This is a genomic window from Streptomyces nigrescens, assembly GCF_027626975.1.
Taxonomy (GTDB): Bacteria; Actinomycetota; Actinomycetes; order Streptomycetales; family Streptomycetaceae; genus Streptomyces; species Streptomyces nigrescens.
On the sequence record NZ_CP114203.1, the window covers coordinates 5,289,301 to 5,315,699 of the forward strand.

At 71.9% G+C, this 26,399-nt stretch carries 27 protein-coding genes and 4 tRNA genes; 24 read left to right on the forward strand and 7 right to left on the reverse strand.

The features are described from left to right. Window positions 1-703: 703 nt before the first annotated feature. The 13 genes from STRNI_RS23655 (at window position 704) to STRNI_RS23715 (ending at window position 14,472) form a co-directional block, all read left to right on the forward strand. Window positions 704-2,239, forward strand: coding sequence for a CpaE/TadZ family protein (locus STRNI_RS23655; RefSeq protein ID WP_277411960.1), 1,536 nt, complete (start codon window positions 704-706; stop codon window positions 2,237-2,239). Between the two features lie 259 nt (window positions 2,240-2,498). Further along, a complete protein-coding gene (locus STRNI_RS23660) occupies window positions 2,499-2,900 on the forward strand; it encodes an NADH-quinone oxidoreductase subunit A (protein WP_018090942.1) in 402 nt (133 codons plus the stop codon). Further along, window positions 2,891-3,571 carry an NADH-quinone oxidoreductase subunit B gene (locus STRNI_RS23665; RefSeq protein ID WP_018090941.1) on the forward strand — a complete coding sequence of 227 codons (681 nt, stop codon included), beginning with the start codon at window positions 2,891-2,893 and terminating at the stop codon, window positions 3,569-3,571. Before STRNI_RS23660 ends, STRNI_RS23665 begins: the two co-directional genes overlap by 10 nt. After that, complete coding sequence (locus STRNI_RS23670; RefSeq protein ID WP_277411961.1) at window positions 3,568-5,004, forward strand: NADH-quinone oxidoreductase subunit C; 1,437 nt, start codon at window positions 3,568-3,570, stop codon at window positions 5,002-5,004. Before STRNI_RS23665 ends, STRNI_RS23670 begins: the two co-directional genes overlap by 4 nt. Then, window positions 5,001-5,969: a complex I subunit 1/NuoH family protein gene (locus STRNI_RS23675; protein WP_093640309.1), complete on the forward strand. Its 969-nt coding sequence runs from the start codon at window positions 5,001-5,003 to the stop codon at window positions 5,967-5,969. Before STRNI_RS23670 ends, STRNI_RS23675 begins: the two co-directional genes overlap by 4 nt. Further along, on the forward strand, window positions 5,966-6,577 hold the full coding sequence (locus tag STRNI_RS23680; protein WP_093640312.1) for a NuoI/complex I 23 kDa subunit family protein: 612 nt from the start codon (window positions 5,966-5,968) through the stop codon (window positions 6,575-6,577). The genes STRNI_RS23675 and STRNI_RS23680 overlap by 4 nt, the downstream gene beginning before the upstream one ends. Further along, window positions 6,574-7,197, forward strand: a complete 624-nt coding sequence (locus STRNI_RS23685) for an NADH-quinone oxidoreductase subunit J family protein (RefSeq protein ID WP_018090937.1) — start codon at window positions 6,574-6,576, stop codon at window positions 7,195-7,197. The genes STRNI_RS23680 and STRNI_RS23685 overlap by 4 nt, the downstream gene beginning before the upstream one ends. Beyond that, window positions 7,197-7,559: an NADH-quinone oxidoreductase subunit NuoK gene (gene nuoK, locus STRNI_RS23690; RefSeq protein ID WP_018090936.1), complete on the forward strand. Its 363-nt coding sequence runs from the start codon at window positions 7,197-7,199 to the stop codon at window positions 7,557-7,559. Before STRNI_RS23685 ends, nuoK begins: the two co-directional genes overlap by 1 nt. After that, the gene (locus tag STRNI_RS23695) at window positions 7,556-9,553 is read left to right on the forward strand and encodes an NADH-quinone oxidoreductase subunit 5 family protein (RefSeq protein ID WP_277411962.1); all 1,998 of its coding nucleotides are present in this window, start codon (window positions 7,556-7,558) and stop codon (window positions 9,551-9,553) included. Before nuoK ends, STRNI_RS23695 begins: the two co-directional genes overlap by 4 nt. A 113-nt stretch (window positions 9,554-9,666) precedes the next feature. Then, on the forward strand, window positions 9,667-11,286 hold the full coding sequence (locus tag STRNI_RS23700; protein ID WP_277413317.1) for a complex I subunit 4 family protein: 1,620 nt from the start codon (window positions 9,667-9,669) through the stop codon (window positions 11,284-11,286). Then, complete coding sequence (locus tag STRNI_RS23705; RefSeq protein WP_277411963.1) at window positions 11,286-12,842, forward strand: NADH-quinone oxidoreductase subunit N; 1,557 nt, start codon at window positions 11,286-11,288, stop codon at window positions 12,840-12,842. The genes STRNI_RS23700 and STRNI_RS23705 overlap by 1 nt, the downstream gene beginning before the upstream one ends. Before the next feature lie 241 nt (window positions 12,843-13,083). After that, the gene (gene htpX, locus STRNI_RS23710; RefSeq protein ID WP_093640328.1) at window positions 13,084-13,947 is read left to right on the forward strand and encodes a zinc metalloprotease HtpX; all 864 of its coding nucleotides are present in this window, start codon (window positions 13,084-13,086) and stop codon (window positions 13,945-13,947) included. 132 nt (window positions 13,948-14,079) lie between these two features. Continuing rightward, the gene (locus STRNI_RS23715; RefSeq protein ID WP_018090931.1) at window positions 14,080-14,472 is read left to right on the forward strand and encodes a YccF domain-containing protein; all 393 of its coding nucleotides are present in this window, start codon (window positions 14,080-14,082) and stop codon (window positions 14,470-14,472) included. A gap of 27 nt (window positions 14,473-14,499) precedes the next feature. Here STRNI_RS23715 and STRNI_RS23720 read toward each other — a convergent pair whose 3' ends face one another. Beyond that, window positions 14,500-15,243: an antibiotic biosynthesis monooxygenase gene (locus tag STRNI_RS23720; RefSeq protein WP_277411964.1), complete on the reverse strand. Its 744-nt coding sequence runs from the start codon at window positions 15,241-15,243 to the stop codon at window positions 14,500-14,502. A gap of 133 nt (window positions 15,244-15,376) precedes the next feature. After that, window positions 15,377-15,865, reverse strand: coding sequence for a YajQ family cyclic di-GMP-binding protein (locus STRNI_RS23725; RefSeq protein ID WP_018090929.1), 489 nt, complete (start codon window positions 15,863-15,865; stop codon window positions 15,377-15,379). A 190-nt stretch (window positions 15,866-16,055) separates the two neighbouring features. Here STRNI_RS23725 and STRNI_RS23730 point away from each other — a divergent pair. Further along, a tRNA-Tyr gene (locus STRNI_RS23730) sits at window positions 16,056-16,137 on the forward strand. A gap of 136 nt (window positions 16,138-16,273) precedes the next feature. On the opposite strand, the gene STRNI_RS23735 is transcribed toward STRNI_RS23730, so the two are convergent. Then, window positions 16,274-16,666, reverse strand: a complete 393-nt coding sequence (locus STRNI_RS23735) for a nuclear transport factor 2 family protein (protein WP_109890614.1) — start codon at window positions 16,664-16,666, stop codon at window positions 16,274-16,276. Between the two features lie 90 nt (window positions 16,667-16,756). Here STRNI_RS23735 and STRNI_RS23740 point away from each other — a divergent pair, with 90 nt between their 5' ends. Next, a complete protein-coding gene (locus STRNI_RS23740; RefSeq protein ID WP_274736577.1) occupies window positions 16,757-17,200 on the forward strand; it encodes a MarR family winged helix-turn-helix transcriptional regulator in 444 nt (147 codons plus the stop codon). A gap of 350 nt (window positions 17,201-17,550) precedes the next feature. Here STRNI_RS23740 and STRNI_RS23745 read toward each other — a convergent pair whose 3' ends face one another. After that, on the reverse strand, window positions 17,551-18,213 hold the full coding sequence (locus STRNI_RS23745) for an NAD(P)H-binding protein (RefSeq protein ID WP_093640335.1): 663 nt from the start codon (window positions 18,211-18,213) through the stop codon (window positions 17,551-17,553). Window positions 18,214-18,290: 77 nt separating this feature from the next. Next, the gene (locus STRNI_RS23750; RefSeq protein WP_018090925.1) at window positions 18,291-19,553 is read right to left on the reverse strand and encodes an amidohydrolase family protein; all 1,263 of its coding nucleotides are present in this window, start codon (window positions 19,551-19,553) and stop codon (window positions 18,291-18,293) included. A gap of 182 nt (window positions 19,554-19,735) precedes the next feature. Here STRNI_RS23750 and STRNI_RS23755 point away from each other — a divergent pair. The 6 genes from STRNI_RS23755 to STRNI_RS23780 all read left to right on the forward strand — a co-directional run bounded on the left by STRNI_RS23755 (window position 19,736) and on the right by STRNI_RS23780 (window position 22,272). Further along, window positions 19,736-19,808: transfer RNA gene (locus tag STRNI_RS23755), tRNA-Thr, on the forward strand. A 46-nt stretch (window positions 19,809-19,854) separates the two neighbouring features. Continuing rightward, window positions 19,855-19,927 (forward strand) — tRNA-Met (locus STRNI_RS23760). A gap of 89 nt (window positions 19,928-20,016) precedes the next feature. Next, entirely contained in the window at window positions 20,017-20,181 is a 165-nt protein-coding gene (gene rpmG / locus STRNI_RS23765) for a 50S ribosomal protein L33 (RefSeq protein ID WP_006604855.1), read from the forward strand. 84 nt (window positions 20,182-20,265) lie between these two features. Continuing rightward, complete coding sequence (locus tag STRNI_RS23770) at window positions 20,266-20,718, forward strand: MaoC family dehydratase N-terminal domain-containing protein (protein ID WP_018090924.1); 453 nt, start codon at window positions 20,266-20,268, stop codon at window positions 20,716-20,718. Between the two features lies 1 nt (window position 20,719). Further along, window positions 20,720-21,154, forward strand: coding sequence for a MaoC family dehydratase (locus tag STRNI_RS23775; protein WP_093640341.1), 435 nt, complete (start codon window positions 20,720-20,722; stop codon window positions 21,152-21,154). Window positions 21,155-21,216: 62 nt separating this feature from the next. Continuing rightward, window positions 21,217-22,272: a UDP-N-acetylmuramate dehydrogenase gene (locus tag STRNI_RS23780; RefSeq protein WP_274736569.1), complete on the forward strand. Its 1,056-nt coding sequence runs from the start codon at window positions 21,217-21,219 to the stop codon at window positions 22,270-22,272. 66 nt (window positions 22,273-22,338) lie between these two features. On the opposite strand, the gene STRNI_RS23785 is transcribed toward STRNI_RS23780, so the two are convergent. Both STRNI_RS23785 and STRNI_RS23790 read right to left on the reverse strand, forming a co-directional pair. Further along, window positions 22,339-23,382 (reverse strand): adenosine deaminase, encoded by a 1,044-nt coding sequence (locus STRNI_RS23785; RefSeq protein ID WP_277411965.1) that lies wholly within the window; start codon window positions 23,380-23,382, stop codon window positions 22,339-22,341. A 140-nt stretch (window positions 23,383-23,522) separates the two neighbouring features. Next, window positions 23,523-24,758 carry a pyridoxal phosphate-dependent aminotransferase gene (locus STRNI_RS23790; RefSeq protein ID WP_277411966.1) on the reverse strand — a complete coding sequence of 412 codons (1,236 nt, stop codon included), beginning with the start codon at window positions 24,756-24,758 and terminating at the stop codon, window positions 23,523-23,525. 183 nt (window positions 24,759-24,941) lie between these two features. Between STRNI_RS23790 and STRNI_RS23795 the strand changes: the two genes are divergently transcribed. The 3 genes from STRNI_RS23795 to nusG all read left to right on the forward strand — a co-directional run bounded on the left by STRNI_RS23795 (window position 24,942) and on the right by nusG (window position 26,356). Next, a tRNA-Trp gene (locus STRNI_RS23795) sits at window positions 24,942-25,014 on the forward strand. 108 nt (window positions 25,015-25,122) lie between these two features. Beyond that, entirely contained in the window at window positions 25,123-25,419 is a 297-nt protein-coding gene (secE, locus tag STRNI_RS23800) for a preprotein translocase subunit SecE (protein ID WP_018090919.1), read from the forward strand. A 73-nt stretch (window positions 25,420-25,492) separates the two neighbouring features. Beyond that, window positions 25,493-26,356, forward strand: coding sequence for a transcription termination/antitermination protein NusG (gene nusG, locus STRNI_RS23805; protein WP_018090918.1), 864 nt, complete (start codon window positions 25,493-25,495; stop codon window positions 26,354-26,356). Window positions 26,357-26,399 lie beyond the last annotated feature (43 nt).

The following is a 26,399-nucleotide window of genomic DNA, read 5'->3' on the forward strand; positions in this document are numbered from 1 at the left end:
TCCTGGGGTCTGTACGGCACAGGAGTTGGGTGCGGCGGGAAATACGGGCGAGAGCGGCGAGTTGGGTATGACGGGTGAGTCGGGAGCGATGCGCGAGGCGGGCGGCGGTCCGGCCGGGCAGGGAACTGCCCCGGGGGCGCCGGGGATGCCGGGTGCTCCTGGGGGCCTGCCCGCGGCCGGTGCGGTGCCCGCCGGGGCTTCGATGCCTGCCGGTGCTTCGACGCCCACGAGCGCGTCGATGCCTGCGGCCGGGGCGATGCCTCCCGCTGGTGCGATGCCTCTCGCTGAGGTGACGCCTCCCGCCGGGGTGACGCTTGCCACCGGGGCGATGACTGCCGCCGAGCCGGCGCCCGCCGCCCAGCCGACGTCCGCCGCCCATCCGGCGCCCGCCGCCGGGGCCATGCCAGCCGCTGGGCCGGTGCCCCCGACAGCCGCCGCCCCGTCCGTACCGTTCCAGCCGTCGGCACCGGTTCAGCCCTCCGGACCTGCTCAGCCGTCGGCATCGGTCCAGCCATCCGGACCCGCTCAGGCCTCCGCACCGATCCGGCCGCCCGGCCCCGGCCCCTCGTCACCCGCCCCGTCGGCTTCCGTGCACTCGGCGCCCGCGCCCTCCACTCCCTCGGCCGCCGCGCCTGCGCCCATGCCTGCGCCAGCTCCCGGTCGCTACGGCCGGCCGGGGTTGCCGGCCCGGACGCCCCTCTCCGTGCCCCTTCTGCCGCCGGAACTGGCCGACGGTCAACCCCGGCCGCGCCGTGGTGACCCCCTGGCCCGGCGTGCGGGCCGCGCGCTGCGCCGGGTCTTCGCCTCGTCCCCGGCCGCCGAAACGGCCGCGGTCACCCAGGCCGCGCACGCCATCCAGCAGCCCGTCACCACGGGCCGGCAGATCGCCGTGTCCAGCATCCGCGGCGGCGCCGGCAAGTCCACCGTCGCCGCCCTGCTCGCCCTCACCTTCGCGCACTACCGCTCCGACCCGGTTCTCGCCGTCGAGGCCGACCCGGCGCTCGGCACGCTGCCGCACCGGCTCGGCGCACGCGAGGTGCGGTGGTCGGGCAGTGATCTGGCGCAGATCGTCGATCCGTCCATGCTGATCACGGACCTGACCGGCTATCTCCTCCCGTTCGCGGGCGGCGGCTGGCTGCTGCCCGGCAGCCAGGGCGCCATCGGCACCCGGCTGGACCTCGACACCTACCGCGTCGTGATGACCTCGCTGCGCCGCCATTTCGCGGCCACCGTCGTGGACTGCGAGACGCTGCCCGCCGAGGTGGCGCGGACCGCGCTGGTGACGACGCAGGCGCGTGTGCTGGTCACCCCGGCGACCCCGGAGGGCGTGGCGGCCACCCGCTCCGTACTGGACTGGGTCGGCGGGCTGCACTCCGGCCTGCTGCCCACCACCGTCGTCGTGCTCACCCACACCTCCCCCGACAGCGGCGTCGACGTCCGCAGGGCCGCCGAACATCTCGGCGCCGGCGGTGCGGCGGTGCTGCCTCTGCCCTACGACCGGCATCTGGCGGCCGGCGGCGCCATCCGTACGGAGCTGCTCGGCGAACGCACGAGGGAGGCGGCGGCACGGATCGCGGCCGAGGTGATGGACCGTGCGGTCTCGCGGGAACCGGGCCGACGGCAGCAGCAACAGCACACGACGGTGCACCCGCCGGGGCAGCCGCCGGTGTACGTCCCGGGACAGGCGACGGTCTCCGCGGCCTACCAGGAGCCGCAGCGGTCTCAGGGCCAGTCCGGTCCGCAGGCCCCGGCCCACACCGGTCCGCAGGCCCAGCCCGGCCCGCAGGCCCCGGCCGGTCCGCAGGCCCAGCCCGGCCCGCAGTCGCAGGCTCACACCGGCCCGCAAGTCCAGCCCGCCCCGCCGTCCCCGGCCGGTCCGCGGCCGCAGGCTCAGCATCAGCCCCAGCCCCAGCAGGCGCCCCAGTACTACCCGCCGCAGGCCTCGCACCCGGCTCCCGCACAGCACCAGCACCAGCCACACCCCCAGGCGCAGGTGCCCACCCGGCCTCCGTCTCCGTCGCAGCCCCAGGCCCCGGCGCAGCCTCCGTCGCCGTCGCAGCCGTCCGCTCCCTCGCAGCCCCAGGCCCAGCCCCAGCCCCAGACCCAGGCCCCGCAGCCGATGCCGACGATGCCGGCGTCGGCCCCCGAATCGTCCGGTTCCCCAGGAGGCGCCGGCACCCCCGCCGCCCCCACTACTCCCGACCGGCGGAGCCCGTTCGACGGAGGCCCGATCCACTGACCCGAGCCCTCCCGCCCCGTCTCCCCTTCCGTCTCCCGTCTCGTCTCCCGCGCCGCCGTCCGTCCGGTCCGTGAGACAGGTTCTGAGACAACCGGACGCTCCCTCTACGCTGCCGGCCGCCCAGGTAGGGCGAAGTGGGGACAACCCCACCAGTCGCGACGATGCGGCTGGTCACCGTGGCCGGGGCAGGGCCTAGACTCCGGTCCGTACAGATCGTCGAAGTCGTTGAACAATCACAGTCAGGGAGCGAGGGGCGGACGTGTCGGACGCGACCGTACGGACCACCGTCGCCGCGGACTACTTCCAGGGCTACTCGGTCGTCGGGCTCATCGCCGTGATCGGTGTGCTCTTCGTCGCCGTGGCTTTCGGGGCCGGGCGGCTGCTGCGGCCCGTGGTGCCGACGCCGGAGAAGCTGCTGACGTATGAGTGCGGTGTGGACCCGGTCGGTGAGGGCTGGGCGCACACCCAGGTCCGCTACTACGTCTACGCCTTCCTCTACGTCATCTTCGCCGTGGACTCGATCTTCCTGTTCCCTTGGGCAACGATCTTCGCCGCCCCAGGTTTCGGCGGTGTGACGCTGGTGGAGATGTTCATCTTCCTCGGCTTCCTCGCCGTCGGCCTGCTCTACGCATGGAAGAAGGGCGTCCTGGAATGGACGTGACCCCCGCCTCCGCCAGCTCCGCAGCCGCGGCCGAGGGCGCCGCCCCCGAGTTCCTGCCGGAGCCCCGGCGCCTGGGCACCCTCGCCCGGCTCGCGCCCGAACCGATGAAGGTGGTCCTCAACTGGGGCCGCCGCTACAGCCTGTGGGTCTTCAACTTCGGCCTCGCCTGCTGTGCCATCGAGTTCATCGCCGCGTCCATGGCGCGGCACGACTTCATCCGGCTCGGCGTGATCCCGTTCGCGCCCGGCCCCCGCCAGGCCGACCTGATGGTCGTCTCCGGCACCGTCACCGACAAGATGGCGCCCGCGGTCAAGCGGCTCTACGAGCAGATGCCGGAGCCGAAGTACGTCATCTCCTTCGGGGCCTGCTCCAACTGCGGTGGCCCCTACTGGGACTCGTACTCCGTCACCAAGGGCGTCGACCAGATCATTCCGGTGGATGTGTACGTCCCGGGCTGCCCGCCGCGTCCGGAGGCGCTGCTGCAGGGCATCCTCAAGCTCCAGGAGAAGATCGCGCGCGAATCGCTGGGGGAGCGGTACGCGAAGGGCGGCACCGCCCGGCCCTCGGCTGCCGCGCTGCGCAGCGGGCTCGTCACGCCGCCCGCGCCGAAGCCGGCGGACGCTCCGAAGTCAGTGGATGCTCCGAAGCCGGCGGGGGAGGATGCCCGATGAGCGAGCAGCCCGAGCAGCGGCCGGAGGCTCCCGAGCAGGCGACGCCCCCTGAGCAGACGGCGGCCCCTGAGCAGACGGCGGCCCCTGAGGAGTCGGCGGCGCCGGACCGGAGCGAGCAGCCCGAGCAGCCCCCGGCCGAGCCGGTCGTCGGCTGGCTGCCGCGCCCGGCGAGCGAGATCTTCGGTCCCGGTGCCACGGCGGAGCTGGCGTACGACCTGCTGACCGTCGACGTCCCCGTGGACAACTGGCTCACCGCGCTGACGGCCGCCCGCGACGACCTGGGCTGCAGCTACTTCGACTGGCTGAGCGCCGTCGACGAGCCCGGCACCGGCTTCCGGATCTGCGCCCACCTCGTGGAGGTGGCGCGCCCCGGCACCGTCCACCGGCTGATCGTGCGGACGACCGTGCCGCATGACGCGGCCGCGCTGCCCACCGCCCTCGGTGTGTACGCGGGCGCGGGCTGGCACGAGCGGGAGACCCACGAGATGTTCGGTGTCGACTTCACCGGCCACCCGCACCTCGTACCGCTGCTGCTCCCGGAGAACTTCGAAGGGCACCCGCTGCGCAAGGACTTCGTGCTGGCGGCGCGGGTCGCCAAGGCGTGGCCGGGAGCCAAGGAGCCGGGCGAGTCCGAGCACGGCGGGCCCAAGCGGCGCCAGATGCTGCCCCCGGGCGTCCCGGACCCGAACGAGTGGGGCCCGCTGAAGGGCCAGCTGCCGCCCGCGCCCGCGCGTCCGGCGCGGGGCGCACGGGCGGCCGGCGGGGCCGCGGGCGAGCGGCCGGCACGGCGTACCCGTACGGCGGGCGCGGGCTCGGCCAGCCAGCAGGCGGCGGGGGAGGCGACCGGGACTCCGGCGGCCCCGGCGCGTGCCGAGCGGCCGGCCCGTCGTACCCGTTCGGTGAGCGAGGGGTCGGCCAGCCAGCAGCGCGCGGCGACGGACGCGGCGGAGACCGCGGCGGCCCCGGCGACTGACACCCCGGCGACTGTCAACCCGGCACCTGAGGCCCCAGCGACCGGCACCTCGCCGAAGGGCACCTCGCCCAAGGAAGCACCGGCCCAGGACGCCCCGCCCCCGGCAACCCCCGCGAAGGAGGCGCCCCCGCGCTCCTCCGACGCCCCCTGGCACCACGCCCGCCCGGCCTTCGACGAGCCGGAGAAGAACGCCGAGCCGGAGAAGAAGGCGGAGCCGGAGAAGAAGGCCGAGCCCGAAAAGAAGGCCGGACCGGAAACGCCGGAAGAGAAGCCGGACCCGAACCCGGCAGCCGCCCCCGACCCTGAGCCGGCCGCCCCCACGGACCCTGAGCCGGCAGCCACGACGGAGCAGAAACCGGCGGCGCCCACAGACCCGGAGCCCGCCCACCGACCCCAACAAGACGCGCCCCAGGACCAGCCCCCCACCCCCCAGGACCCGGCAGGAGGCGACACCCCATGAGCGACGCTCTCGACATCGCGCTGCGCCTCCTCGCCGTCTTCGCCGTCTTCCTGGTGTTCCCCCTGGTCATCGGGCAGACCGAGCACAAGGTCATGGCCCATATGCAGGGCCGGCTCGGGCCGATGTACGCGGGCGGGTTCCACGGCTGGGCGCAGCTCGTCGCCGACGGTGTGAAGTTCGCGCAGAAGGAAGACATCGTGCCGGCCGGTGCCGACCGGCGGATCTTCCAGCTCGCGCCCGCCGTCGCGCTGCTGCCGTACCTCCTGGTCCTGGTCGCCATCCCGATAGGCCCGCACAACGCCGTGGGCCAGGCCCTGGACGCGGGAATCTTCTTCGTGCTCGCCGTCATGGGCGTCGGGGTGCTCGGCTCGCTGATGGCGGGCTGGGCCTCGGCGAACAAGTTCTCGCTGCTCGGCGGTCTGCGGACGGCCGCGCAGCTGCTGGCGTACGAGCTGCCGATGCTGCTCACCGCGGCCTCCGTCGCGATGGCGGCCGGCACGCTCTCACTGCCCGGCATCATCGAGGCCTTCCACTGGTGGTGGGTGCCGTGGCAGATGGTCGGCGGCGTGGTCTTCTTCACCGCGGGGCTCGCCGAGCTGCAGCGGCCGCCGTTCGACATGCCGGTCGCCGACTCGGAGATCATCTTCGGTGCGTACACCGAGTACACCGGACTGCGCTTCGCCCTCTTCCTCCTCGCCGAGTACGCGGGCATCGTCGTCCTCTGCGCCCTGACCTCCGTCCTCTTCCTGGGCGGCTGGCACGGCCCGTTCGGCGCCGACGGCCTGGGCTGGCTGTGGACGCTGCTGAAGACCGTGATCCTCGCCTTCGGCGTCATCTGGCTGCGGGTGACCTATCCGCGGCTGCGCGAGGACCAGCTGCAGAAGCTCGCCTGGACGGTCCTCATCCCGCTCGCCCTCGCCCAGATCGCCCTCACCGGCGTCGTCAAGGTGGTGATCTCGTCATGAGCTTCCCCGGTAGCGGCCTCGCCAAGGGGCTCGCCGTCACCCTGCGGACGATGACGAAGCGTTCCGTCACCGCCCAGTACCCGGACGTCCAGCCTGACCTCCCGCCCCGTACCCGCGGCGTCATCGGGCTGTTCGAGGAGAACTGCACGGTCTGCATGCTGTGCGCCCGGGAGTGCCCGGACTGGTGCATCTACATCGACTCCCACAAGGAGACGGTGCCGCCGGCCGCCCCCGGAGGCCGGGAGCGCAGCCGCAATGTGCTGGACCGTTTCGCGATCGACTTCGCGCTGTGCATGTACTGCGGTATCTGCATCGAGGTCTGCCCCTTCGACGCGCTCTTCTGGTCACCGGAGTTCGAGTACGCCGAGACGGACATCCGCGATCTGACCCATGAGCGCGACAAGCTCCGCGAGTGGATGTGGACGGTGCCCGAGCCCCCGGCGCTCGACCCGGCGGCCGAGGAGCCCAAGGAGCTCGCCGCCGCCCGTAAGGCCGCGGACAAGCTCGCCGCCCAGCAGGCGGCGGAGGCCGAGGCACAGGCCCAGGCCGAAGCCGCGGACCGGGGCGGGGACCAGGACCGACCGGAGACCCCAGGGGAGGGACAGTGACGCTCGCCGCCACCGCAGCCGGCCAGGGCTTCCTCTCACCCACGGGTGTCGAGATCGCCTTCGTCCTCGTCGGCATCGCCACCCTCGGCGCGGCCGTCATCACCGTCACCACCCGGCAGCTGGTGCACGCCGCCCTCTGGCTGGTCGTGGCCCTCGGCGGGATCGCCGTCGAATACCTGCTGCTCACGGCCGAGTTCATCGCCTGGGTGCAGGTGCTGATCTACGTCGGTTCGGTCGTCGTCCTGCTGCTCTTCGGGCTGATGCTCACCAAGGCGCCCATCGGCCGCTCCCCGGACGCCGATTCGGGCAACCGCTGGGCCGCGCTCGCCGTGGCCCTCGCCTCGGCCGGCTGCCTGGTCTGGGTCGTCGTGGATGCCTTCCGCGCCACCTGGATCAGCTTCGAGGGCGCCGCCCAGGGCTCCACCGAAGCCTCCGGACGCACCCTCTTCCAGTACTGGGTGCTGCCCTTCGAGGCGCTGTCCGTGCTGCTGCTCGCCGCGCTCGTCGGGGCGATCGTGCTGTCCCGCAGGACGGGGGAGGGCAGGGCCGCGGCGGCGGACCTGAAGACCGGTGCCTCCCGCGCTCCCGCCGCCCCCGCCCCGCGAGAGGAGCAGCGCTGATGCATCTCGCTTACCCGGCTGTCCTCGCCGTCCTCCTCTTCTGCACCGGCCTGTACGGCGTGCTCGCCCGCCGCAACGCGATCCTGGTGCTGATGTCCGTCGAGCTGATGCTCAACGCCGTCAACCTCAATCTCGTCGCCTTTGACGTCTGGCTGCGCGACACCCTGCACACCGGCCAGGCGCTCACCCTCTTCACCATCGCCATCGCCGCCGCCGAGATCGGCATCGGGCTGGCGATCGTGCTGCTCGTCTACCGCAACCGCGGCAGCTCCGACATCGACCGGCTCCGTGACCTCGCCGAGAAGGCGGGCGCCGGGGACGGGGACCCGCAGCCGGACACCACGGCGGAGGCCGCCGCGTGACCCTCACGACCACTGCCGTTCTCGTTCCCCTCCTGCCCTTCCTCGGGGCCGTCGCCGGTCTCCTCCTCGGCCGCCGCGCACCCGGATTCGTCCGGCCGCTGGCCGTGCTGCCGACGCTGGCCGCGGCCGCGCTCGCGGTGTCCGTCGCGATCCGGCAGGGCGGCGGCCCGGCCACCGACGTCGCCACCCAGCTCACCCCGACCGGCTCGATCCCCATCGACCTGGCGCTACACCTCGACGGCTTCGCCGTGCTGATCGCCGTCGTGGTCGGGATCGTGGCGTCCTGTGTGCAGCTCTACTCCACCGGCTATCTGCGCGACGACCCGCGCTACGCCTCGTACGCCGCGCTGGTCTCCCTCTTCACCTCCGCGATGCTGCTGGTCGTCTACACCGGCGACCTGATGCTGCTGCTGGTCGGCTGGGAAGTCATGGGCATCTGCTCCTACTTCCTCGTCGGCCACTACTGGGAGACCGAGGCCGCCCGTGCCGCCTCCCTCAAGGCCTTCCTCGTCACCAAGCTCGGCGATGTCCCCTTCCTCTTCGGCATCTTCGCGCTGGCCGCCGACGCCGGAACCTTCCGCATCACCGGCATCCTCGGGACCGTCACCGACGGCGGCCTGGACCATCCGACGCTGATCGCGCTGCTGCTGCTGGCCGGTGTCGCGGGCAAGTCGGCGCAGTTCCCGCTGCACACCTGGCTCCCGGACGCGATGGCCGGCCCGACGCCCGTCTCGGCGCTGATCCACGCCGCGACGATGGTGGCGGCCGGTATCTATGTCGTGGCCCGTCTCCTCCCCGTCTTCGCCGCCTCCGCGGCCGCGCTGGTGGTGATGGCGGTCATGGCCGCGATCACCATGGTCGGCTCCGGTCTGGCCGCCCTGGCCCAGGACGACATCAAGCGCGTCCTGGCCTATTCGACGGTCGGCCAGCTCGGCTACATGCTCGGCGCGCTGGCCGTCGGAGACCGCGGCGCCGCCGTCTTCCACCTCATCTCGCACGGTGCGTTCAAGGCCCTCCTCTTCCTCGGCGCGGGCGTGATCATCCACGCCGCCGGCACCAACTCGCTGGCCGCCATGTCCCGGATGAGCGGCCTGGCCCGGCGCATCCCGGACGCCTACTGGACCGTCACCGTCGCGCTGCTCGCGCTCGCCGCGATCCCGCCGTTCGCCGGCTTCTTCTCCAAGGAAGCCGTCCTGGGCGCCGCCGAACACACCGCCATCGGTGCGGCGCACGGCATCCCCGGCGCGGCCGGCTGGACCGTCCTGGTCTCCGGACTGCTCACCGCCCTCCTCACCGCGGCCTACGCCACCCGCCTGTGGCTGCTGGCCTTCCGGGGCAAGGGCGTCGAAGCCCCCGACCACGGCCCGCAGCCGGTCGTCATGAACGCCGTGCTGTGGGTGCTCTTCGCCCCGACCGTCGCGCTCGGCCTCGCCGCCCCCCTGCTGCCCGACTGGTTCGACGGGCGTTCGCTCGCGCCGACCCTGACCACCTCCGTCCTGGGCACCGGTATCGCCCTCGTCGGCGGCCTGGTCACCTATGCGGCCTGGCGCCACACCACCGCCCTGGCCGCCCGCACCCCCATCGGCGCGGTCGTCACCGACCCGGACGCCTCACCCGGGCTCGCAGAGGAGACGGCCATCGCCACCCACGCCCCGGTCTACGGAAGCGTGGCCGGTGCCCCGGACCCGGCCGACCCCGGCCGCCTCCTCCTCGGCCCGCTGCAGCCCCACGCCGCCGTCGGCTTCCATCTCGACGCCGTCTACTCCGCGCTGTTCGTCCGGCCCGTACGCGCCGCCGCCACGCTCGTCCGCTTCCTGGACCGCGAGGTCGTCGACACCTACGTCCGCGGTGCCGGCACCGCGCCCCGCTGGCTGGGCGCCGCCGTCCGCCGCGCCCAGACCGGGAACGTGCAGACCTACCTCGCCGCGCTGCTGGCGGGCTCGCTCGTCCTGGCCGTCGCCGCCGTCCTCGTCGCCACGGGTACGGGAGCCTGACCGTGCTGCCATCCCCCGGGGGCCGACCCCCGTACCCCCAGCCGACACACCTCGTGGCCTGCCTCGCCGGAGCCGAACCCCTGAGGAGGGCCTGACCCGTGAATCACACCGCTATGCAGCTTCTCCTCGCGGCCGTCGTCGTCCTCCCCCTCGTCGGCGCGCTCGCCGCACTGCTCCCGGCCCCGCCCGGCCTGCGCGGCAAGAACCCCGACCAGGCCGTACTGCGCCACGGCGTGACCGTCACCGGTGCCGTGCTCGCCGCCGCCGTCGCGCTGGCGGCCGGCTTCGACCACGACCATCCGGCCCGTATGCAGGCCACCACCGACATCAGCTGGATCCCGGCGCTCGACATCCGGATCCACCTCGGCATCGACGGCATCTCGCTCCCCCTCGTCGTCCTGACCGCGCTGCTGACCTTCCTCTGCGCGCTCTACAGCTACTTCCACATGCCGACGGGCCCGTCTCCCAAGGCATTTGTGGCGCTGCTGCTCACCCTTGAGGCCGGCACCCTCGCCACCTTCGCCGTCCTCGACCTGATGCTCTTCTTCCTCGCCTTCGAGATGGTCCTCATCCCGATGTACTTCCTCATCGCCCGCTGGGGCGGCGCGGGGAAGCAGGCGGCGGCCTGGAAGTTCATCCTCTACACGCTGCTCGGCTCCGTCGTGATGCTGCTCGGCCTCCTCCTCATCGGCGTGAATTCCGGCACCTTCGACATGGTGGCACTCGCCACTGACAACGGACCGAAAACCCAGCTCAGCCACACGGTCCAGCTGCTCGCGGTGCTCGCGGTCGGCATCGGACTGGCCGTCAAGTCGCCCCTGTGGCCGCTGCACAGCTGGCTGCCCGACGCCCACACCGCCGCCCCCACCGTCGGCTCGGTGCTGCTGGCCGGTGTGCTGCTCAAGATGGGCACCTACGGCTTCGTGCGGATCGCGCTGCCCATCACGCCCGAGGGCATGCAGACCTTCGCGCCGTACCTCGCCGCGCTGGCCGCCGTCGGCATCATCTACGGCTCGCTCGCCTGCCTCGCCCTCGTACGCAAGGGCGCCAAGGGCGACCTCAAGCGCCTGATCGCCTACAGCTCCGTCGGCCACATGGGCTTCGTCCTGCTCGGCATCGCCAGCATGACCCCCACCGGCGTCAACGGCGCGCTGTTCGCCAACATCGCGCACGGCCTGATCACCGGCCTGCTCTTCTTCCTCGTCGGCGCGCTCAAGGACCGCTACGGCACCACCGACCTCGACGCCCTCGCGGGCAGCACCGGCGCCGCCCTCTACGGCAGGGCACCGCGCTTCGGCGGTGTGCTCGCCTTCGGCGCCGTCGCCTCCCTGGGCATCCCAGGACTGGCCGGGTTCTGGGGCGAGATGCTGGCGATGTTCGGTGCCTTCCGGCCAGCCGCCGGCCTCAGCCGCCCCGCCTTCCTGACGTTCATGGTGATGGCCGGTCTCGGCACCCTGCTGACCGCCGCCTACCTGCTGCTCGTCGTCCGCCGCGTCTGCATGGGCGGCACCCCGCACCTCGCCCCGACCGCCCCGCTCGGCACCGCCGACCCGGCCGACGGCGACCCGTCCGGAGAGACCGCAGCGGCCCCCGCCGTCCCCGACATCGCGCGCTACGAATACGCGGCCTGGACCCCCCTGGCCGTCCTGACCGTCCTCGCCGGACTGTGGCCAGCGGCCCTCCTCGGCCTCACCGACCCGGCCGTCCAGCAGCTCCTCGGAGGCGGTAAGTGATGAGCTCGATCACCCCTCTGGTCCAGTCCGTCGACTGGGTCGCCCTCGCGCCGCCCACCGTCACCGCGGCCGTCGCCCTGGTGGTGCTCGTCGCCGACCTCTTCCTCCCGGCGGCCCGTAAGCCGCTGCTGGGCTGGATCGCCACGGCAGGCCTCGCGGTCTCCGCGCTGCTCCTGCTGCCCCTCCTGGGCGGCGACCGCCGCACCTTCTGCCTCCCCGAGCACCCCGACGTGTGCAGCTATGTGGCCGACCCGTTCACGCTGGTCATCCAGTTCCTGGTGCTCGGCGGGGCGCTGCTGACCGCCCTGCTGTCCATCGACACGATCAAGGACCAGGAACTGCCCGCCGGCGAGTACTGGTTCCTGCTGCTCTCCTCGGCGGCCGGCGCCGCCCTGCTGCCCGCCTCCCGGGACCTCGCCACCCTCGTCATCGCCCTCGAAGTGGCCTCGCTGCCCGCCTTCGCCCTCGTGGGGCTGCGGCGCGGTGACCGGCTCTCCTCCGAGGCGGCGCTGAAATTCTTCCTGTCCTCGGTGGCCGCCACCGCCGTGATGCTGCTCGGCGTGAGCTTCCTGTACGCGGCCACCGGCAGCCTCCACCTCTCCCAGGTGGCCCACGGCCTCACCGCGCTCCCCGACCCGCGGCTGGCCACCCTGGCGAGCGCCGGCGTCGCGCTCACCCTCGTCGGCTTCGCCTTCAAGACGGCCGCCGCCCCGTTCCACTTCTGGGTGCCGGACACCTACGTCGGCGCGCCGCTCCCCATCGCCGGCTACCTCTCCGTGGTCGGCAAGGCCGTCGGCTTCTCCGGCCTGATCCTCGTCACCGTCCAGGGCTTCCCGTCGTACGCGGACGTCTGGGGCCCGGCGCTGGCCGTCCTCGCCGCCCTCACCATGACCGTCGGCAATGTCGCGGCCCTCCGCCAGGACCCCCGCCGCGCGCACAGCGCCGTACGCCTGCTCGCCTGGTCGTCGGTCGGCCAGGCCGGCTACCTCCTGGTGCCGATCGCGGCGGCCGGCTACTCCCAGGACCCGGCGCACGCCATCGGCTCCACCGTCGCCTACGCCCTGATGTACGCGGCCGTGAACCTCGGCGCCTTCGCCGTCGCCGCCCTGGTGGCCCGTACGCACCCCGCCAACCGCATCACCGACTACCGGGGCCTGTACCACCAGCGGCCTGTCGTGGCGCTCGCCCTCGGCTTCTTCCTGCTCTGCCTCGCCGGGCTGCCGCCGGGCATCATCGGCCTGTTCGCCAAAGTCACGGTCTTCTCCGTGGCCGTCGACGCGGGCCTGGCCTGGCTCGCGGTGATCATGGCGGTCAATGTCGTGATCGCGCTCTACTACTACCTGCAGTGGACCACGGTCCTCTTCCGGGGAGCCGAGACCGCCGAAGCGCCCGAAGGCGCCGAAGCGCCCGAGGCCGCCCCGGCCGAGCAGCAGCCGCCCCGCACCGGGATCCCGGCCCCGCTCGCCACCGCCATCGCGCTCGCCACCGTCCTCGGCATCGCCCTCTCCGGCGCCCCGCAGCTCGTCCTGCGCTTCGCCTCCGGGGCGCTGCTCTAACAGGCAACCAGCGGCGGACACCCGCACGCCGAGGGCCGCTCCTGACAGCCGGGAGCGGCCCTCAGCCCTTCCGTACGGCGGCAGGCCCCACCGGGCGCGGCTCCGGGCCCCGCCCGGCCCGCCGCGCGTGCGCCGGGGAACCAGGCTCGTTCATCTCGCGTTGACCAGTGAGTAAGGGTCCACTGGAGAGTGGAGAAACGCAGCACAGGGTTCCCCTGCCGCACCGCTTGGAGGGCGTACCGTGCACCGCCGGCACAACGGGCTCAGGACCGCCGTACTCCTCGGGGGACTGTCCGCCCTCATCATCGTCATCGGCAGCCTGTTCGGCCGTACGGGCCTGATCATCGCCGTCGTCGTCGCCCTGGGCACCAACGCCTACGCGTACTGGAACAGCGACAAGCTCGCCCTGCGGGCCATGCGCGCCCGCCCGGTCAGCGAGTTCGAGGCGCCACAGCTCTACCGCATGGTCCGGGAGCTCTCCACGGCTGCCCGCCAGCCCATGCCGCGCCTGTACATCTCCCCGACCCAGGCGCCCAATGCCTTCGCCACCGGCCGTAACCCCCGCAACGCCGCGGTCTGCTGCACCGACGGCATCCTCCAGCTGCTCGACGAGCGCGAGCTGCGCGGCGTCCTCGGCCATGAGCTCAGCCATGTCTACAACCGCGACATCCTCATCTCCTCCGTCGCGGGCGCACTGGCCTCCGTCGTGATGTTCCTCGTCAACTTCGCCTGGCTGATTCCCATAGGCCGCTCCGACGACGACGAGGGCCCCGGCCTCCTGGGCATGCTGCTGATCATGATCCTCGGCCCGGTCGCGGCCGGGCTCATCCAGCTGGCCGTCAGCCGCTCCCGCGAGTACCAGGCGGACGCCTCGGGCGCCCAGCTCACGGGCGACCCGCTGGCCCTGGCCTCCGCCCTGCGCAAGCTGGAGGCCGGCACCCAGCAGCTTCCGCTCCCGCCCGAGCCGCGGCTGGAGACCGCCGGCCACATGATGATCGCCAATCCGTTCCGGGCCGGCGAGGGCATGTCCCGGCTGTTCTCCACCCACCCCCCGATGCGCGAACGCATCGCCCGCCTGGAGCGGATGGCGGGCCACCGCCCCTGACGGGCCAGAGGCCGCGGGGAGCGGTGGCCGCCGCCCGCCGACCGCCGCATCATGAACGCAACGCTTCACCCGGTCCAGGGCGTCTTGCCCGGCAGTTACGTTCTCCGCCGCGCCCGTGGAAGGCTGCTGATCATGAAGTTCATCCTCAACATCCTCTGGCTGGTTCTCAGCGGCTTCTGGCTGGCGCTCGGCTATGTCGCCGCGGGCATCATCTGCTGCATCCTGATCATCACCATCCCGTTCGGCATCGCGTCCTTCCGGATCGCCGGCTATGCCCTGTGGCCCTTCGGCCGGACGACCGTCATCCGCGATGACGCCGGTGCCGGCTCGGCGATCGGCAATGTCATCTGGATCATCTTCGCGGGCTGGTGGCTGGCCCTGGGCCACATCGTCACCGGCCTCGTCCTGTGCGTGACGATCATCGGCATCCCCTTCGGCATCGCCAACTTCAAGATGATCCCGGTCTCCCTGATGCCGCTGGGCCGCGACATCGTCCCCACGGACGAGCCCTTCGCGGCGCGCTGACCACCCGCCCCGCCCGGCCCCTCGCCCTCAGCCCCGTACGAGCCCCCGAGGGGCCACATAACGCCGGAACCCGAGCGGCTCGACCCCCGGCAGGCTGTCGATATAGCTCAGCACCTGCCCCTGCGGCTGCAGTGCCCGGCCGACCTCCCGCTCGTGCGACTCCGGATCCGTCCACTCGCTGTAGTTGACGACCCGGTCGCCGTCCTCGCTGATGTGGAAGTGCGAGGCGATCCCGCCGTCCCCCTGCTGCCGCTCACCGACCCGCTCCAGCAGCCCGTCAACGAGCCCCCGGGCCGCGTCGTGCCCCGTCGTCCGGAAGGCCACGCGTACGACGCAGCCCGGCTCCTGCGGCGCTCCGTGCGGCAGCATGCTGCGGTACAGCCGGAAGCGGCCGGGACCGGAATTGCCCACGTCCCCCACACCGTCCAGCACCGCCGCGATCCGCTCGCTCAGCCCGGTGTTCTCGGTCCGTACGAACTCCCGGTGTGCCGCATCGCTCGTCCACTGCGCGTAATTGAGCACACTGCGCCCGTCCGTCCCCGCGAACAGCACCCGCGACAGGAAGCCCGCCGGCAGCGGCGTCTCCTCCCAGGCGTGGGCGACACCGTCCAGGACGGCCCGCTGGCCCGCCGGACTGCCCGCGTCCCACTCGCTGATCAGTACGGCACCGGCATCCACCCGCCGGATCTCCGGGAACACATCGGTGCGGAACCCGGCCCGCGTCCCGGGTCCGCTACCGGGACGGGTCTGTGCGTCATGAGAAGAAGTCATGCCACGACCCTGCAATCTCAACCTCAGTTGAGGTCAAGCGCCCGTCGGGCTGCCCGTATCGCCGCCCGACACACAGGTGGGGCGGCACGCCGAAGCGCGCCGCCCCATCCTGTGGCACCCGAAAACCGGGCTCCTAGCGGTAGTTCACGAACTGCAGGGCGAAGTCCAGGTCCTTGCCCTTCAGCAGCTGCTGCACCGCCTGCAGGTCGTCCCGGCTCTTCGAGCTGACCCGCAGCTCGTCGCCCTGCACCTGCGCCTTGACGCCCTTCGGGCCCTCATCGCGGATGATCTTGGCGACCTTCTTCGCGTTGTCCTGCGAGATCCCCTCCTCGATCGAGGCGAAGATCTTGTACTCCTTGCCCGAGGCCTGCGGCTCGCCGGCATCCAGCGCCTTCAGCGAGATCCCGCGCTTGACCAGCTTGGACTGGAAGATGTCGAGTACGGCCTTCACCCGCTCCTCGGCGTTGGCCCGCATCTCGATCTTCTCGCCCGACCACTCGATCGACGCGCCCACGCCCTTGAAGTCGTAGCGCTGCGAGATCTCCTTGGCGGCCTGGTTGAGAGCGTTGTCGACCTCCTGCCGCTCTACCTTCGAGACGATGTCGAAACTGGAGTCGGCCATGTTGAGTTGGCTCCTCGTACGTAGATCCGTCAGGGGTGCGGCCCGTCCCCGGACCGCCTGCCAAGCCTAGCCACCCGTCCAAGATCCAGCGCTCCCGAATCGAGTGGCGGACCACCCCCAGCCATCGGGTATGGTTTACGTCGTTGCCACGGAGCACCGCCCCAGAGCGGGTCTCCCGGCAGCAAACCTTGGCGGTGTGCCCGAGCGGCCAAAGGGAGCAGACTGTAAATCTGCCGGCTCAGCCTTCCCAGGTTCGAATCCTGGCGCCGCCACAGCGGAGGAACCCCTCCGATCTGCTGAAACAGCAGATCGGAGGGGTTTTTCGCGTGTCGGCACCACCGGCCCGCGCCTCGCCCCCCGGAGTCGGCCGTACTCCGGCTCGCCCGGCACTCCTGGCTCTCCCGGATCTCAGCGCGCGCTGCCGATGTTGCGGTCGGCGTCGGTGCCCTGGAGCAGCAGGGTGGTCTCCTCGATGCGGCTGAACCGGCCGTCGGGCGCGAGGTCGGCGAACACATAGACCTCGGTGCGCACGGTCGAGCCGTCCTTCTTCGTGATGTGGGCGGTGTGCCGGTCGGCGTACTTGCTGCCGTCGTGGAGCTCCTCGTGCACCTGGACATGGCCGCCGGCGACGAGGGTGCGCAGGTGGGTGATGTGGTCGAGGAACCCGGCGCGGTCGGCCCACTGCCCGTCCGTGCGCTGGCGGTACTCCGGGGTGAAGTGGCGGTCGGCGGCTTCCTGCACGGTGAGGTCGTGGTGGAAGAGCAGGTCGTTCAGGGCGGCCTCGATGCCGGTGCGAGCCATGGGACTTCCTCTCAGAAAGTGCGTGCGCCGCGCACGCATCTCCGTCACCATAACAGGAGATGCGTGCGCGGCGCACGCTATTCTTGTGCTGTGGAGAACGAAGTGGGACACGAGATCGCAGACGCGCTGGGCCTCCTGCTCAGGCGCACCACCCGCACGCAGCTGCACAAGCAGCTCACCGAGGGCATGGGGGAGGGGGTGGACGAACTGACGTACCCGGTGCTGAGCGCACTGGCCCGGACCGGGCCCCGCAGCGCGGCCGACCTGGCTCCCGACGTCGGGGTCGACCGCTCCGGCGTCACCCGGCGCGCCTCACGGCTGGAGGCCGCCGGCCTCATCCGCCGTGAAGCGGACCCCGACGACCGGCGCGCACACCTGCTCGTCCTCACCGAGCAGGGCCAACGCGCAGTGGCGGAGCTGCGGGCACGTCTGGCCGCTCACATCATGGCGAGCCTGTCCTCATGGCCGCCGGGCGAGGCCGAGGCATTCGCCCAGCGCCTGCGCCGTTTCACGGTCGAGGGCCCGTTCACCTAGGGCGGCCGTTGTGCGTCAGGGGCTGGTCCCTCCAGCCGGAGGCATTCGACGCCCCCGCCCGCTTTCGCTCCCGGCCCGGAGTTCAGCGATTTCCCCGAAGGGGTTCGTCAACTTGGGGGATTGCAGCGCCAGTTGGGCAGCGTGAGCGGCAGGGGCGGCGCCGTCCACACTTCGGGCATCTCAGGCGCGCATTCCACGCCCCGCCCCGAGCCACGACCGGCGCGAAAGCCGACCGGGCCCCGGCCCACACCGGCCGACCCGGCCCCCGGCCCACACCGGCCGACCCGGCCCCGGCCCGCACCCCGCGGACCGTGGCCCGGTCCCGTCCGCCCACCCGGCGGACGCCGTCCTCAGTGCCCGGCCACCGCCCGCACCGCTTCCTTCACCGGTACCTCCCCGCTGACCAGCTCCAGCGTCCGGCCGATGGTGCCCGGCTCGTTGAGCAGCTCCGCCAGGACGGCCGCGACATCGTCCCGGGGCACCTCGCTGCGGCCGGTCGCGTCGGCCAGCGTCACCAGGCCAGTTCCGGGGTCGTTGGTCAGCCGGCCGGGCCGCAGGATCGTCCAGTCCAGCCCGGCGCGGGCCCGTACGTCCGCGTCCGCGGCACCCTTCGCCCGCAGGTACGCGGCGAAGACCGGGTCGGTGCCCTCGGGGGGCTCACGGTCCGCTCCCATGGACGAGACGACGAGGAAGCGCCGTACCCCTGCGGCCTCGGCCGCGTCCGCGAAGAGTGCCGTGGCGCCGCGGTCCACCGTGTCCTTGCGTTCGATGCCACTGCCCGGGCCCGCGCCCGCCGCGAAGACGGCCGCGTCGGCGTCCTCCATGTGCCGGGCGACGTCCTCCACCGACGCCGACTCCAGGTCGCAGACCACCGGCTCGGCTCCCGCGGCCAGCACGTCACCGGCCTGCTCCGGCCGGCGGATGATGCCCGCGACCTCGTCCCCGCGCTTGGCGAGCAACCGCTCCAGCCGCAGCGCGATCTGACCATGTCCACCTGCGATGACAATGCGCATGATCCCGACCGTACGCCGAAGCCCCGCCGCGGGGCGCGGGACCGGCCGGGGGCGGGGTGCCTTCTCGCCGCCGCGGCTCAGCGCTGCGACTGCCGCGGCAGCTCCAGCGCCACATCCGCCGCCGAGTCGCAGTACTCGCGCACCGCGCTGGTACGGGCCACCACCCGCCCGCGGTGGATCACGATCCGGCTGTACGCGAGCGAGAGCACCCCGGCGATCCGCTCACCGCGCACCGCCAGCAACTCCGCGGGGAAGCCCGCCTCGACACGTACCTCCGGCAGCCCCAGAGTCGCCCGCGCCGCCGAACTCACCGTCCCGTAGGCCGCCTCCGGCGTGGCCTCGCCCAGGGAGGCCAGCAGATACGCCGCCTCCAGCGGGTCACCGCGCCCCACCGGGTTCGCCACGTCCCGCAGCGCCCCGCTGCCCGCCGCCACCTGGACGCCGGCCGCCCGCAGCAGCCGTACGGGCGCCGGCCGCGACACCCGCGAGCCGTACCGCTCCAGGCCCGTGCAGTCCCCCTGCGGCAGACAGACGACGGCGACCCCGGCGGCCGCCAACTGCTCGGCGACCCGCGCCGCCACGCTCCGCGGCATCCGCGCCATCCCGGCGCACGGTCCGAGGGCGACGCCCGGCCGCAGCCCGCCGGACATCGCCGCGAACCGCGCCAGCCGCGCCGGATCGTCACCATCGGTGTGCAGATCCACCGGGCAGCCGTGCTCCCCGGCCAGCTCCAGGACCGTCTGGACGTACCCGGCCGGATCGGGGTCGAGGTCCGGGCAGCCGCCGATCACCGAGGCGCCCATCTTCACCGCGTCCCGCAGCATCGCCAGCCCGTCCGCCCCGGCCACCCCGGTCAGCACCCGCGGCACCGCGACCGCCGCCAGATCGGCCAGCCCGCGCAGCGACCTGCGGGCCTGCAGCACCGCCTCCAGCGAGCGCAGACCCTGGACGTCGCCGATCCTGACGTGGCTTCGGGAGGCGGTGGCGCCGTGCCCCAGCTGCAGCAGCGCGGCCTCGGTCGTCCGCCGCTGGACGTCCTCGGGGGAACTGGAGGCGGGGCCGTCGGAGTCGGCCGTCAGGGCGGTGTCGCAGTGCGCATGGGGTTCGACGGGGGCCGGGAGCAGGAGGTAGCCGGCGAGGTCGACCCGGGCGCCCTGCGGGGCGAGGCTGCCGGCCGTCCCGACGGCCTCGATACGTCCGCCGCCGAGCCGTACGTCCACCGTCCGCCCGTCGGCGAGCCGGGCGCCGCACAGCACCAGCGCGCCGTTTTCCGACCTCGCGAACCGGCCGGGCCCGCCGGGCTTTCCCGGCTGCGGCTGCGGCGAACTGCTGTCGGACATCGCGCTCCTCGAAGGCACCGGCGTGCAAGATCACGCAGCGTTCTTCCGAGCCTAGGCCGCGGCCGGGAGAGCTTCGCGCAGGCGCGAAATAGTCGTACCGGTGTGGTGCGCGAGGCGGCTGGGGCACGGCCCGGATACGGATTTCACGTTTGGCGGCGGGCCGTGTAATGTCTTCATCGCTCGCCCCAATAGCTCAGTCGGCAGAGCGTCTCCATGGTAAGGAGAAGGTCTACGGTTCGATTCCGTATTGGGGCTCTGATGTGTGAGGTTCCCGCCTTCGGGCGGGGTCCCCTCGCATCACAGCGGTGTAGCTCAGTCGGTAGAGCAAGCGGCTCATAATCGCTGTGTCACCGGTTCAAGTCCGGTCACCGCTACTGACAGTAGCCGATTGTGGGGTCGGTCCTCCGATCGGCTACTCTTTTATGCGTTAATCCGACCACCCGTCCGTCCAAGGAGCACTCACGTGGCTGCCACCGACGTCCGCCCGAAGATCACGCTGGCCTGCGTGGAGTGCAAGGAGCGGAACTACATCACCAAGAAGAACCGGCGTAACGACCCGGACCGTCTTGAGATGAAGAAGCACTGCCCCCGTTGCAACTCGCACACCGCGCACCGCGAGACGCGATAACACAGGCTCGTCCGTGAGGCCGTCCCCATTCGTGGGGGCGGCCTCACGGCGTTATCACCATCAGTACAGGGAGGTTGCGAGCCCATGGCGCTCGACCAGTCTTTTGTCGGACGCACGTACCCGCCCACCGACCCGTACGAGGTCGGCCGGGAAAAGATCCGCGAATTCGCCGAGGCGATCGGTGACCCCAACCCCGCCTACACCGACACCGAAGCGGCAAAGGCACTCGGGCACTCCGATGTGATCGCACCGCCGACTTTTGTGTTCGCCATCACTTTCAAGGCAGCGGGTCAGGTCATCGAGGACCCGCAACTGGGTCTGGACTACAGCCGGGTGGTGCACGGCGACCAGAAATTCGCCTACACCCGGCCGGTGCGCAGCGGGGACCGACTGTCCGTCACCTCCACCATCGAGGCCATCAGGACCATGGCCGGCAACGACATCATCGACATCCGCGGCGAGGTGCACGACGAGGCGGGCGAACACGTCGTGACCGCCTTCACCAAGCTGGTGGCCCGCGCCGCGAAGGAGGCCTGAGATGACCGCGAAGATTTCCTATGACGACGTCGAGGTCGGCATGGAACTCCCGGCGCAGACCTTCCCCGTGAGCCGCGCCACACTCGTCCAGTACGCGGGCGCCTCCGGTGACTTCAATCCGATCCACTGGAACGAGAAGTTCGCCAAGGAGGTCGGGCTGCCGGACGTCATCGCCCACGGCATGTTCACGATGGCCGAGGCGATCCGGGTGGTCACCGACTGGGCCGGTGACCCGGGCGCGGTCGCCGAATACGGGGTGCGCTTCACCAAGCCCGTCGTCGTCCCCAACGACGAGACCGGCGCGCTGATCGAGGTCAGCGCCAAGGTCGCCGCCAAGCTGGACGACGACGACCGTACGGTCCGCGTCGACCTCACCGCGATGAGCGCCGGCCAGAAGGTGCTGGGCATGTCCCGCGCCGTGGTCCGCCTGGCCTGAGCCGGGGCCGCCGGGGGGCGTCCGGCCGAGGGCTGCCGGACCGCCCCCGTACCCTTGGGCGCGTGCAGGAACTCCACGACGCCCCCCTCGCCCCGCTGACCACCTTCCGCCTCGGCGGCCCGGCCACCCGCCTCGTCACGGCCACCACCGACGACGAGGTGATCGCGGCCGTCCGCGCGGCCGACGACGCCGGGACCCCGCTGCTGATCATCGGCGGCGGCAGCAATCTCGTCATCGGCGACAAGGGCTTCGACGGCACGGCCCTGCGCATCGCCACCCGTGGCTTCGCGCTCGACGGCACGACCCTCACCCTCGCCGCGGGCGAGAACTGGTCCGACGCGGTCGCCCGCACGGTCGAGGCGGGACTGGCCGGTGTCGAGTGCCTGGCCGGCATCCCCGGCTCCGCGGGCGCCACCCCGATCCAGAACGTGGGCGCGTACGGCCAGGAGGTCTCCGCCACGATCACCGAGGTCGTCGCCTACGACCGCCGCCTGGGCGAGACCGTCACGATCCCCAACGAGGAGTGCGGCTTCTCGTACCGCCACAGCCGCTTCAAGGAGCACCCCGACCGGTTCGTGGTGCTGCGGGTGCGCTTCGCCCTGGAGGACGCCGGAGGCCTCTCCGCGCCCCTGAAGTACCCCGAGACCGCCCGCGCCCTCGGCGTCGAGGCCGGGGACCGGGTGCCGGCCGCCGTCGCCAGGGAGACCGTGCTGGCCCTGCGCGCCGGCAAGGGCATGGTGCTGGACCCCGAGGACCACGACACCTGGTCGGCGGGCTCGTTCTTCACCAACCCGATCCTCACCGAGGCCGAGTACGCCGTCTTCCTCCGCCGCGTCCAGGACCGTCTCGGCCCCGACGTCGCCCCGCCCGCGTTCCCGGCGGGCGACGGCCTGCTGAAGACCTCCGCGGCCTGGCTCATCGACCGGGCCGGCTTCACCAAGGGCTACGGCAGCGGCCCCGCCCGCATCTCCACCAAGCACACCCTCGCGCTCACCAACCGCGGCGCGGCCACCACCGAGGACCTGCTCGCCCTGGCCCGCGAGGTCCGCGACGGCGTGCACGCGGCCTTCGGCGTCACGCTCGTCAACGAACCGGTCACGGTCGGCGTCAGCCTCTAGGGCAAGACATCTCGGCAACCCGGACGGGGCACGCCCTGGAAGGCCCCTGAGAGGCTCTGGGCGGCCCTACGCGGCCAGCCAGGCGTCGATCTCCGCCAGCACCCCCTGCTGCTCGTCCTGCGGGGCGCGTGAGCCGCGGACCGACTGCCGGGCCAGTTCGGCCAGTTCGGCGTCGGTGAAGCCGTGCGCGCTACGGGCGATCTCGTACTGCGCGGCCAGCCGCGCGCCGAACAGCAGCGGGTCGTCCGCGCCCAGCGCCATCGGCACGCCCGCGTCGAAGAGCGTCCGCAGCGGTACGTCCTCCGGCTTCTCGTAGACGCCCAGCGCCACATTCGACGCGGGACACACCTCGCAGGTCACCCCGCGCGAGGCCAGCCGGCGCAGCAGCACGGGATCCTCAGCGGCCCGTACGCCGTGCCCCACCCGGCCGGCGTGCAGATCGTCCAGGCAGTCCCGGACGCTCGCCGGCCCCGACAGCTCACCGCCGTGCGGCGCCGCCAGCAGACCGCCCTCCCGGGCGATGGCGAAGGCGCGGTCGAAGTCCCGGGCGAAACCCCGGCGTTCGTCGTTGGACAGCCCGAAGCCGATCACGCCGTGGTCGGCGTAGCGCACCGCGAGACGCGCCAGCGTACGGGCGTCCAAGGGGTGCTTCATACGGTTCGCGGCCACCAGGACGCGGATGCCGAGACCGGTGTCCCGGGAGGCGCTGCGCACCGCGTCCAGGATGATCTCCAGGGCCGGGATCAGCCCGCCCAGCCGGGGAGCGTACGAGGTCGGGTCGACCTGGATCTCCAGCCAGCGCGACCCGTCGAGGACATCCTCCTCGGCGGCCTCGCGCACCAGCCGCTGGATGTCCTCGGGGGACCGCAGACACGACCGCGCGATGTCGTACAGCCGCTGGAAACGGAACCAGCCGCGCTCGTCGGTGGCTCTCAGCTGGGGAGGTTCACCGCTCCGCAGCGCCTCCGGCAGGTGGACGCCGTACTTGTCGGCGAGCTCCAGCAGGGTCGTGGACCGCATCGAACCGGTGAAGTGCAGGTGCAGATGGGCCTTCGGCAATCGGCGCAGGTCTCGGATTGCGGCTTCGCCGCGGGCACGAACGCTCTCCATCCCAAGATCTTGCCGCATCCGGGCGGTGCGCCGGTAGAGCCTTTCCCGAAGGGGTGTCCGGGAGAACGCGCGAGCGGGCGCCCGGAAGGCTCCGGACGCCCGCTGCGCGACCACCTACGACTTTCCGTAGGTGGTCTTGATCACTTGGCCTCCGCCAGCAGCTTCTGGATCCGCGACACGCCCTCGACCAGGTCCTCGTCGCCCAGCGCGTATGAAAGCCGCAGGTAGCCGGGGGTGCCGAAGGCCTCGCCCGGGACGACGGCGACCTCCGCCTCCTCCAGGATCAGCTCGGCCAGCTCGACGCTGGTCTGCGGGCGCTTGCCGCGGATCTCCTTGCCCAGGAGCTCCTTGACCGACGGGTACGCGTAGAACGCGCCCTCCGGCTCCGGGCACAGCACCCCGTCGATCTCGTTGAGCATCCGCACGATGGTCCTGCGGCGCCGGTCGAAGGCGATCTTCATCTCCTCGACGGCCGTCAGATCGCCGGAGACCGCCGCGATGGCCGCGGCCTGCGCGACGTTGGAGACGTTGGACGTGGCGTGCGACTGGAGGTTCGCGGCGGCCTTGATGACGTCCTTGGGGCCGATCGCCCAGCCCACCCGCCAGCCGGTCATCGCGTACGTCTTCGCCACGCCGTTGACGATGATGCACTTGTCGCGCAGCTCGGGCACGACCACCGGCAGCGACGAGAACGCGGCGTCGCCGTAGACCAGGTGCTCGTAGATCTCGTCGGTCAGCACCCACAGGCCGTGCTCGGCGGCCCAGCGGCCCACGGCCTCGACCTGCTCGCGGCTGTAGACCGCGCCGGTCGGGTTCGACGGCGAGACGAACAGCAGCACCTTGGTGCGGTCCGTACGGGCCGCCTCCAGCTGCTCCACGGTCACGCGGTAGCCCGTGGTCTCGTCCGCGACGACATCGACCGGCACACCGCCGGCCAGACGGATCGACTCGGGGTAGGTGGTCCAGTACGGCGCCGGGACGATGACCTCGTCGCCCGGGTCGAGGATCGCTGCGAAGGCCTCGTAGATCGCCTGCTTGCCGCCGTTCGTCACCAGGACGTTCGCCGCCTCGATCTCGTAGCCGGAGTCGCGCAGCGTCTTCGCGGCGATCGCGGTCTTCAGCTCGGGGAGGCCGCCGGCCGGGGTGTAGCGGTGGTACTTCGGGTTGCGGCAGGCCTCGATCGCCGCCTCGACGATGTAGTCGGGCGTGGGGAAGTCGGGCTCACCGGCACCGAAGCCGATCACCGGGCGTCCGGCGGCCTTGAGGGCCTTCGCCTTGGCGTCGACGGCGAGGGTCGCGGACTCGGAGATCGCACCGACGCGGGCCGAGACCCGGCGGTCGGCGGGGGACGAAGCGGGAGGAGTGGCAGCGCTCATATCTGCATCGTCCCAGACCTCTGACAAGCCCGGCACATCGGTTTGCGGGCACCACCCGGGACGTTTCTGTTCGACGCCCGGCTCTGAAGCACGTACACTCGCTGACCGTTGGCCCCCGACAGGTCGCCGCGGTGCACGCACGTAGTGCAGTCGGCCGCATGCGGTAGGTTGGGGTAACCACAAAGGGTCGTAGCTCAATTGGTAGAGCACTGGTCTCCAAAACCAGCGGTTGGGGGTTCAAGTCCCTCCGGCCCTGCTACACGCACTTCTTCACCACGGTGCGTGCACGCGTACGTATGAAATGCACCGCCGTGCGGCTCAACCGGGCGCGGCACGGCCACGACCCGGATTCAGGTGAGGACGAGTGACGGACGCCCTGGGCTCCATCGACATGCCTGAGCGCGGTCGTTCCGAGGACGAAACCGCGGAATCCCAGAAGAAGCCCCGTCGCGGCGGCAAGCGCGGCAAGAAGGGCCCCTTCGCACGGCTCGCGCTCTTCTACCGCCAGGTCGTGGCGGAGCTCCGCAAGGTCGTCTGGCCCACGCGCAGCCAGCTGTCGACGTACACCACCGTGGTGATCGTCTTCGTTGTCATCATCATCGGTCTCGTAACCGTGATTGACTTGGGAATCAACCGAGTCGTCGGGTACGTCTTCGGCTGATCCCGCGGAGGGCGCCTCAGCGGGCGCCCATTTCGCATGTTCAACCCCTTGAAGCCAGGAAGAAGCAGCCACCGTGTCTGACCCGAACCTGAACGACGCCGCCGACTCCGCCGAGACGGCAGCGGCCGACGTGGACGCGGCTGCCTCGGCCGAGGTCCAGGGCGACGACACCGAACTCGAGATCGTCCAGGCCGCCGACGAGGTCGACGAGCTGGACGCCGAGGAAGCCGCCGCCGGTGAGCCCGCCGAGGCCGCCGCGGTGCACGTCGAGGACGAGGACGAGGTCGTCGGTGAGGAAGCCGCCGAGGAAGAGGAGCCGGTCGACCCGGTGGCCGCCCTCCGCGACGAACTCCGCGGCCTCCCCGGTGAGTGGTACGTCATCCACACCTACGCGGGTTACGAGAACCGCGTGAAGACCAACCTCGAGCAGCGTGCCGTTTCGCTGAACGTCGAGGACTACATCTTCCAGGCCGAGGTGCCGCAGGAAGAGGTCGCCCAGATCAAGAACGGCGAGCGCAAGACCATCCGCCAGAACAAGCTCCCGGGCTACGTGCTGGTGCGCATGGACCTGACGAACGAGTCCTGGGGCGTCGTCCGCAACACCCCGGGTGTCACGGGCTTCGTCGGCAACGCCTACGACCCCTACCCGCTGACGCTGGACGAGATCGTCAAGATGCTCGCCCCGGAGGCCGAGGAGAAGGCCGCCAAGGAGGCCGCCGCGGCCGAGGGCAAGCCGGCGCCGTCCCGCAAGGTCGAGGTCCAGGTGCTGGACTTCGAGGTGGGCGACTCCGTCACCGTCACCGACGGCCCGTTCGCGACGCTGCAGGCCACGATCAACGAGATCAACGCCGACTCGAAGAAGGTCAAGGGCCTCGTCGAGATCTTCGGCCGCGAGACCCCGGTCGAGCTCAGCTTCGACCAGATCCAGAAGAACTAGGTTCTTCCGGAACACCAGCCAAATCGACCAGGTCAGACGGGCT